8 protein-coding genes and 1 tRNA gene are annotated in these 7,951 nt (G+C 62.4%); 7 read left to right on the top strand and 2 right to left on the bottom strand.

Annotated elements, in window-relative coordinates:
* The 6 genes from ACQ4W7_RS10600 to ACQ4W7_RS10575 form a co-directional block, all read left to right on the top strand.
* The coding region (locus tag ACQ4W7_RS10600) for a hypothetical protein (protein ID WP_436530295.1) at positions 1-215 on the top strand (215 nt) is incomplete at its 5' end.
* Positions 216-335: 120 nt separating this feature from the next.
* Complete coding sequence (locus tag ACQ4W7_RS10595) at positions 336-995, top strand: sugar dehydrogenase complex small subunit (RefSeq protein ID WP_436530293.1); 660 nt, start codon at positions 336-338, stop codon at positions 993-995.
* The gene (locus ACQ4W7_RS10590) at positions 992-2,650 is read left to right on the top strand and encodes a GMC family oxidoreductase (protein ID WP_436530291.1); all 1,659 of its coding nucleotides are present in this window, start codon (positions 992-994) and stop codon (positions 2,648-2,650) included. The genes ACQ4W7_RS10595 and ACQ4W7_RS10590 overlap by 4 nt, the downstream gene beginning before the upstream one ends.
* Positions 2,650-4,116, top strand: coding sequence for a c-type cytochrome (locus tag ACQ4W7_RS10585; protein ID WP_436530289.1), 1,467 nt, complete (start codon positions 2,650-2,652; stop codon positions 4,114-4,116). Before ACQ4W7_RS10590 ends, ACQ4W7_RS10585 begins: the two co-directional genes overlap by 1 nt.
* A 151-nt stretch (positions 4,117-4,267) precedes the next feature.
* Complete coding sequence (locus tag ACQ4W7_RS10580; protein ID WP_426070669.1) at positions 4,268-4,675, top strand: GtrA family protein; 408 nt, start codon at positions 4,268-4,270, stop codon at positions 4,673-4,675.
* A 75-nt stretch (positions 4,676-4,750) separates the two neighbouring features.
* A complete protein-coding gene (locus tag ACQ4W7_RS10575; protein WP_426070668.1) occupies positions 4,751-6,049 on the top strand; it encodes an NCS2 family permease in 1,299 nt (432 codons plus the stop codon).
* An 82-nt stretch (positions 6,050-6,131) separates the two neighbouring features.
* Here ACQ4W7_RS10575 and ACQ4W7_RS10570 read toward each other — a convergent pair whose 3' ends face one another.
* Positions 6,132-6,839 carry a GntR family transcriptional regulator gene (locus ACQ4W7_RS10570; protein ID WP_436530286.1) on the bottom strand — a complete coding sequence of 236 codons (708 nt, stop codon included), beginning with the start codon at positions 6,837-6,839 and terminating at the stop codon, positions 6,132-6,134.
* Positions 6,840-7,254: 415 nt separating this feature from the next.
* On the opposite strand from ACQ4W7_RS10570, the gene ACQ4W7_RS10565 reads away from it, so the two are divergent.
* Positions 7,255-7,330: transfer RNA gene (locus ACQ4W7_RS10565), tRNA-Asn, on the top strand.
* A gap of 148 nt (positions 7,331-7,478) precedes the next feature.
* Here ACQ4W7_RS10565 and ACQ4W7_RS10560 read toward each other — a convergent pair.
* Positions 7,479-7,862 (bottom strand): hypothetical protein, encoded by a 384-nt coding sequence (locus ACQ4W7_RS10560; protein WP_426070666.1) that lies wholly within the window; start codon positions 7,860-7,862, stop codon positions 7,479-7,481.
* Positions 7,863-7,951: the final 89 nt, after the last annotated feature.

Raw genomic sequence — 7,951 nt, 5'->3', positions numbered from 1 at the left:
GACCAGCTTTACTGCTTCTTCTCGAAGCTCTGGCGTGTATGTTGTTGAGCGTTTCATATGTTCTCCAGTTGGTGAAGTTTGCCAAACAAGAGTGTCCGAAAAAGTCAGGGTACCTCACAGGAAGCCTGCGCGAAACGCCGGGATCGATGCAGAATCAAGGCAGCCATCTAAGACTCATTCTAAGACTCATTCTAAGACTCATTCCCCCGCATTAATACTCCATTAGCAAACAATTTATTTCTGTAGGATAATGATGGAACCGGTTCCATTTATGCGCAAATGCGATGTGGCGCAATCATCGAAATCAACAAAACAACAAGTCTTGCGGGAGTCTCATGAACCATCCAGGCAGCGAACCATCTGCAACATCCATTTCATCCCTTCCCCGCATCAGTCGCCGCCACGCCCTGATCGGCCTGGCCGCCTTGCTGGCGCAGGCCGGTTTCTGGAGCAATCCCTTGTCCGCCGCCATGCAGGCGCCGGCCAGCGCTCCGGCGACCGGGCTGGCGCCCGCCAGCATGCTGTTCTACACCTTGTCGCAAACCATCACGGGCCACCGCGACCTGTCTGCCGCGACGGCGGCGCGCATCGAGCAAGCCATGCGCACGAATGTGCCCGGCTTTGCCGAGCAGTTGTCACGGCTGGGCGCGCTGCTCGTCACGGGCCAGGAAGCCAAGGCGCTGCTGGCGGCCGCTACCGCCGCGGACGCCAGCTTGCGCGAGCTGGCGCTGGCCATCGTGGGCGCCTGGTACACGGGCACAGTGGCCGGCAACGCGGCGCAGGGCACGAAGTCCGTCGTCGTCGCCTATGCGGAAGCCTTGATGTACCGCACGGTGGCCGATGGCCAGGTCGTGCCCACGTATTGCAACTATGGCCCCCTGTGGTGGCTGAAGGCGCCGCCGGTCGTGCGCGTTTCCGCGCCCGTGGCGCCGAAACCCGTACCGGCCCCGGCCACCACTGGCACTCCCGAACCGAAAGGCAAGCAAGCAAAATGAAATCACCCCAATTCAAGAGTAATGGCGACGTCGTCGCCGATGTTGTCATCGTTGGCACCGGCGTGGTCGGCGCCATGATGGCCGACCAGCTGGCTGCCCAAGGCCATGCCGTGATCATGCTGGAAGCGGGCTTGCGCATCGAGCGGGGGCAAGCCGTGGAAAACTGGCGCAACATGCCGTTCGAGAACCGTGTCGGTTCGGACTTCCAGGGCCTGTATCCGCAGGCGGACAATGCGCCCGCACCGCTGTATTTTCCAAAAAACAACTATGTGGAATTGTCCGGCCCCAGCGGCAGTAGTTTCCAGCAGGGTTATCTGCGCACGGTGGGCGGCACCACCTGGCACTGGGCCGCGTCGTGCTGGCGTCATTTGCCGACCGACATGCGCATGAAAAGCGATTACGGGGTAGGGCGCGACTGGGCCATTTCCTACGATGAACTGGAACCGTACTATTGCCGCGCCGAGCAGGAAATGGGCGTGGCCGGCCCCAACGATCCCGCCTTGCAGTCGCCCAGCGAGCGCAGCGCGCCGTATCCGATGGACATGGTGCCCTGGGGTTATGGCGACCAGCGCTTCGCCGAAGTCGTCAACCCGCACGGCTACCGCTCCGTGCCGATTCCGCAAGGGCGCTCGACGCGTCCATGGCAGGGGCGTCCCACCTGCTGCGGCAATAATAATTGCCAGCCCATCTGCCCTATCGGCGCCATGTACAACGGCATCCACCATGTGGAACGGGCCGAGCTGAAAGGCGCGGGCGTGCTGGCCGAGGCCGTCGTCTACCGCATCGACACGGACCAGAACAACCGCGTGACGGCCGTGCATTGGTATGACGCCAAGAAACAGTCGCATATGGCGACGGGCAAGGCCTTCGTGATTGCCTGCAACGGCATCGAGACGCCCCGTTTGTTGTTGCTGGCGGCGAACCAGAACAATCCGAACGGCATCGCCAATAGTTCCGACCAGGTGGGCCGCAATATGATGGACCACTCGGGTTTTCACTGTACTTTCCTCGCCAATGAGCCGATCTGGACGGGCCGTGGCCCGGCGCAGAGCAGCTGCCTGGTGGGGCCGCGCGACGGCGCCTCCCGTGCGCAGTATTCGGCCAACAAGATGATCTTGAACAATATCACCCGCGTGGGACCGGCTACCCAGCAGTCGCTCAAGCTGGGCCTGGTGGGCAAGGACCTCGACGATGAAATCCGCCGCCGCGCCGCGTTTGGCGTGGACCTGTCGATCAGCCTGGAACCGCTGCCCGAGGCGCACAACCGCTTGACCTTGAGCAAGACGCGCAAGGACCCGCTGGGCCTGGCCTGCCCCGACATTTATTATGACGTGGGCGATTACGTGCGCAATGGCGCGAAGGCTGCGCATGTACAGCTCGAGCACATCGGCAAGCTGTTCGGCGCCGTGGAATTCAATATCACCAGCAGCCTGAACGCGAATAACCACATCATGGGCGGCGTCATCATGGGATCGAACCGCGCCGATTCCGTGGTCGATGGCAATTGCCGTGCCCACGACCATGCCAATTTGTGGCTGCCGGGCGGCGGCGCCATGCCGTCGGCCAGCGTGGTCAACACGACCCTCAGCATGGCCGCGCTTGGTTTGCGCGCTGCCGACGACATTGCCCGCACCCTGGCAAGGGAGGTCGCATAATGCGCCGCCTGTGCTTCGCTCTCAGCCTGGCGTTGCTGACTGGCAGCGCTGTAGCAGCCGTGCCCGCCTCTGCGCCGCCCGTCACCCTCACACCTGACCGCCCGGCCGCGCCTACGGCTGCCAGCCCTGATGCGCGCCTGGAGCGGGGCCGCTACCTGGCCATCGCCGCCGACTGCATGGCGTGCCATACGGCGGCCGGCGGCAAGCCGTATGCGGGCGGCTATGCCATCGACTCGCCGCTGGGCACGATTTATGCGACGAATATCACGCCGTCGAAAAACGGCGGTATCGGCCACTACACGGAAGCCGACTTTGCGCGCGCGCTGCGCAAAGGCGTGCGCGCCGACGGCAGCCATCTGTATCCGGCCATGCCCTACACCAGCTATGCGCAGCTGACGGATGAGGACGTGGGCGACCTGTATTATTACTTCATGCAGGCCGTCAAACCTGTCGATGAGCCAGCGCGCCAGACGGTCCTGCCATTCCCATTCAATATGCGCCTGTCCATGCTGGGCTGGAATACCTTGTTCCTCGACAATAAACGCTTCGTGCCCGATCCAGCGAAGAGCGCGCAAATCAACCGCGGTGCCTACCTGGCCGAAGGCCTGGCGCATTGCAGCGCCTGCCACACGCCGCGCAATATGCTGATGGCTGAAATCGGCAGCCAGACGCTGGCGGGTGCCGCGCTCGGTTCCTGGCATGCGCCGAACATCACGTCCGACAAGGTCAGCGGCATCGGCGCCTGGACGGACGCGGAACTCACTGCCTACCTGAAGACGGGCCATGTGGAAGGCAAGGGGCAGGCGGCGGGCGGCATGGCCGAAGCCATCCAGAACAGCCTGCAATTCCTGCGCGACGACGACGTGGCCGCCATCGTGGCGTGGCTGCGCACCGTGCCGCCCGTGCGCGCGCCGGGGCAGACCAAGGCCGCGTTCAGCCATGGCAGTGCCGGCAGCGAAGAACCGGTGCTGCGCGGCATGGCCAGCTCCACCGAGCACCATTCTCTGAATAGCGGCGCCGTCTTGTTTTCCGGGTATTGCGCCAGCTGCCATTCGGCCAGCGGCGCCGGCAGTACAGGCCAGGCGTATCCGGCCCTGTTCCGCAATACGGCGACGGGCGGCGCCACGCCGGCCAATCTGGTCTCGGCCATCCTGTTCGGCGTCGAGCGCAAGATCGAAGGCGAGGAGCACGAAGCGTTCATGCCCCGTTTCGACCAGCGTTCCTACGTGCAGCCATTGACGGACGAGCAGATCGCCTCGATCGCCAACTACGTGCTGAAGCAGTACGGCAACCCGGACGTGTCCGTCACCCCCGCCGACGTGGCGCAGGCGCGCAGCGGCGGCGAGAAGCCCGTGCTGGCGCGCATGCAGCCCTTCATGCTGCCCGGCGGCATCGTGGGCATCTTGCTGCTGATCGCGTTGTTCGTGTGGCTGCGCCGGCGCCGGTGCCGTCAATCCAACACCTGAGCGCCGTAGCGGTGGAGAAACGGCGGAGAATATGAACGTTGGGCGCAACTTGCAGTAAAATGCAGGCTGAAAAATGGTTACGAGCAATCGTAGCCATTTTTTATTCTGGCACTATCCTGCCGATTGCTTTCGCCTCATTTGAAAATTGACAATGTCCCATTCCCTGCATCACCAATTTTTACGTTTCGCCGCCGTCGGCGCTTCCGGTACGGCCGTGCAATACAGCGTGCTGTGGGGCGGCGTGGAATGGGCCGGCATCAGTGCCGCCGCCGCTTCCGGCATTGGCTACATCCTGGGTTCCGTCGTCAACTACCTCCTCAATTACTTTTTCACGTTTAAGAGCGACAAGGGGCATGGCGAGGCGGCTTCCAAGTATTTCACCTTGCTGGGCATAGGTTGGTGCATCAATACGGGCCTGATGTGGCTGCTGGTACACCAACTGGGCTGGTATTACTGGCTGGCGCAGGTGTTGGCCACCGGCATCGGGCTGGTCTGGAATTTCGCGGGCAGCCGCTGGTGGGCTTTCAAGCCGGCCAGCGCGGACCAAGTAAGCAAGTAAAGAGTTGTTGCAAGAAAAAAAGATGCGCATAGTCCAAGACCAGGCGCGCGGTTTTACCAAAACAAGGGGTTAATCATGCAGTTCCTGGAACGCTATTTCAAACTGAAGGACAACGGGACCAATGTGCGCACGGAGCTGCTGGCCGGCCTGACCACATTCCTGACGATGGCCTACATCATCTTCGTCAACCCCTCCATCCTTGGCGACGCGGGCATGCCGAAAGACGCCGTCTTTGTTGCTACCTGCCTGGCGGCCGCCATCGGCACCTTGATCATGGGCTTGTATGCGAACTACCCGATTGCGCTGGCGCCGGGCATGGGCTTGAATGCGTATTTCTCGTACACGGTGGTCAAGGGCATGGGCATGAGCTGGGAAGTGGCGCTGGGCGCCGTCTTCATTTCCGGCTGCCTGTTCATCCTGGTCAGCCTGTTCAAGGTGCGCGAGATGATCATCAACAGCATCCCGCCCGCGCTGCGCACGGCGATTACTGTTGGTATCGGCCTGTTCCTGGCGATCATTTCCTTGAAAAGCGCCGGCGTGGTGGTGTCGAATCCGGCTACCATCATCGCGCTGGGCGACTTGCACCAGGCGGCGCCCATCCTGGCCATCCTCGGTTTCTTCATCATCGTCGCGCTGGACCGCCTGAAAGTGCCGGGCGCCATCCTGATCGGCATCCTCGCCATCACCATTGCCAGCTTCTTCTTCGGCGGCAACCAGTTCAACGGCATCGTTTCGGCGCCGCCCGCCATCGAGCCGACGCTGTTCAAGCTCGACATCATGGGCGCGTTGTCGATCGGCATCGTCAATGTGGTGCTGGTATTTTTCCTGGTCGAGCTGTTCGATGCGACGGGCACCCTGATGGGCGTGGCTAACCGTGCCGGCTTGTTGAAAGACGGCAAGATGGAACGCATGAACAAGGCTTTGCTGGCCGACAGCACGGCGATTGCCGCCGGCGCCTGCCTAGGCACCTCCAGCACCACGGCCTTCGTCGAAAGCGCGGCCGGCGTGCAAGCGGGTGGCCGCACGGGCTTGACGGCCGTGGCCGTCGCGCTGCTGTTCTTGGGCAGCCTGTTCTTCGCCCCGCTGGCGCACACGGTGCCGCCGTACGCGACGGCGCCCGCGCTGCTGTACGTGGCGTGTTTGATGCTGCGCGAACTGACCTATATCGACTGGGATGACAGCACGGAAAGCATTCCGGCCGCCATCACGGCGCTGATGATGCCATTCACGTATTCGGTGGCCAGCGGCGTGGCTTTCGGCTTCATCACTTACGCGGTCTTGAAACTGTTGACGGGCAAGGGCAAGCAAGTGTCGGTGGTAGCCTACATCATCGCCGCCATCTTCCTGTTCAAGTTTATCTACCTGGGCGAATAGCCGATTCGGCGGCGAGTAGTTGCCGTCGCAATGACAAGGCCGCCCGTGCATACGCATCGGCGGCCTTTTTTGATGACGCGGCTTACATCAGCAGCGCCGCCACCAGGTCTTTCTTGTCGTCGCTGGCGCTGCCATCGAAGCGCAAGGCCGCTTCCACATGCGCCAGGTGCTCGACCATCAGGCACGCCGCCAGGTTCGCGTCGCCGCTGCGCGCCGCCTCAAGAAAGCGGCCGTGTTCGTCGCACGAGCAGGCGGCAGCATGGCCGGACTGATACAGCATGGTGATCAGCGAGCTGCGGCCCACCAGTTCACGCACAATGTCGCGCAGCACGGCGTTGCCGGCGATGTCGGCCAGTAAGACGTGGAAGTCGCCCAGCAGTTGCGAGCGTAGCGGCGTCGCTTGCGCCAGCGCCAGGCGTTCCGCTTTCAGGTGCCGCTCCAGCATCCTGTAGTCGGCGGGCTTGGCCCGCGCGACGAATTCGTGCGCCAGGGCCGCTTCGATGATGCGCCGCGCGGCGAAGATGTCGCGCGCTTCCGCTTCGGTCGGCTGGCTGACGAAGGCGCCCTTGTCGGGCACCATGCGTATGAGTTTGTCTTTGGACAGGATCAGCAGGGCGGCGCGGATCTTGGTGCGGCTGACGCCATACAGCCGGCACAGCGCTTCTTCGCGCAGCCTTGTACCGGGCGGCAATTGGCGTGCCACGATGGCTGCCGCCATATGCTCGGCAATTTCTGCCGAGCTGTCGCCGCTGCCGTGCTTGTCCACCAGGGGTGTGCTTGATTCTGTCATGTCGGGCGAGAGCAATAAGCCAGGGGCAAGGCGAACCTTGCAAGCGCATGCCCGCGCGGCGGCGTGGTTGACGCCCCGCTGCCGGCATGCCGTTGTGTGCCTTCCGTATCGGGAAAGCCTGGCTATTCTACTATCTTGCGTGGCGCCGCGCAGACGGACGCGGCTGCTGCCCGCAGGCTTGCTCCGGTTGGCGTCAGCGCCCCGTCCGGCCGATGCGTGCCATGTCACTGCAGCGCTCATTCAGCGCCTGTGCACATGGCGAAGGCGCGCCGCAGCACCTGCCGTGCCTTGGCACCCCGTGGCATCCCAACGAGGCAAGTAGCGGCAGGCAGCCTGTTTTTGCTGACCATGCAGCAACAGTCATGCAGCAACAACTGGACATGAGAAATTTTGACGTATATAATTCGGCCTCCTTTCCCTGATAGCTCAGTTGGTAGAGCGACGGACTGTTAATCCGCAGGTCCCTGGTTCGAGTCCAGGTCGGGGAGCCAGAACAAGTACTAGCAAAGGGCCACGTGGCAACACGTGGCCCTTTTGTCATGCGCGCACGGTTTCCCATTCACGCTTGCCATCCCTTCACTTAGCTATGTGCGCGATGCCGGCCCGCTGGTGGCAGGGGCACGCGCACTGTTTCCCGGATTAGGGATCGACAAACACGTCGAAACGGACCTTCAGCGGGCTGCCCCAGGAGATATCCACCCAGGCACGGAAGCCGCCGTTGTACGGTGCGATGTTGTACACGGCCATGCGGGCGGCGCCAATGAAGCGGTCCTGGGCATTCGCGCCAAATTCGCTGATGTTGAGCAGCACGCGCGAATTGGCTTTTACGTTGGCATTGGCGAAGTTGACCGAAGGATGCACGCCATTGGCGGTCCACGTGTAAAAGGTAGTGAAGGCGGCGGCGCTCAGGTTCAAGTCTTGTGCAGCAGCGCCTTTTGCGCTTTTGCCTTCCTGTTCCATCGGCAGATCCGTGGTTTCCGGGGCCAGGTTGCTACCGGTGCGATGTTCTACTTTCATTTCCATGATGTACTCCTGATCGATAGTTTGGACGCCGCGCCTAACGTCGTGCGGCAAGACGCCCTATCTGTTGCCGTGACGGCCAGTGTCACGTC

Origin of the sequence: Janthinobacterium algoris, assembly GCF_051380935.1 — a bacterium.
Taxonomy (GTDB): domain Bacteria; phylum Pseudomonadota; class Gammaproteobacteria; order Burkholderiales; family Burkholderiaceae_D; genus Janthinobacterium.
This window is presented reverse-complemented; position numbering and strand designations above follow the sequence as displayed.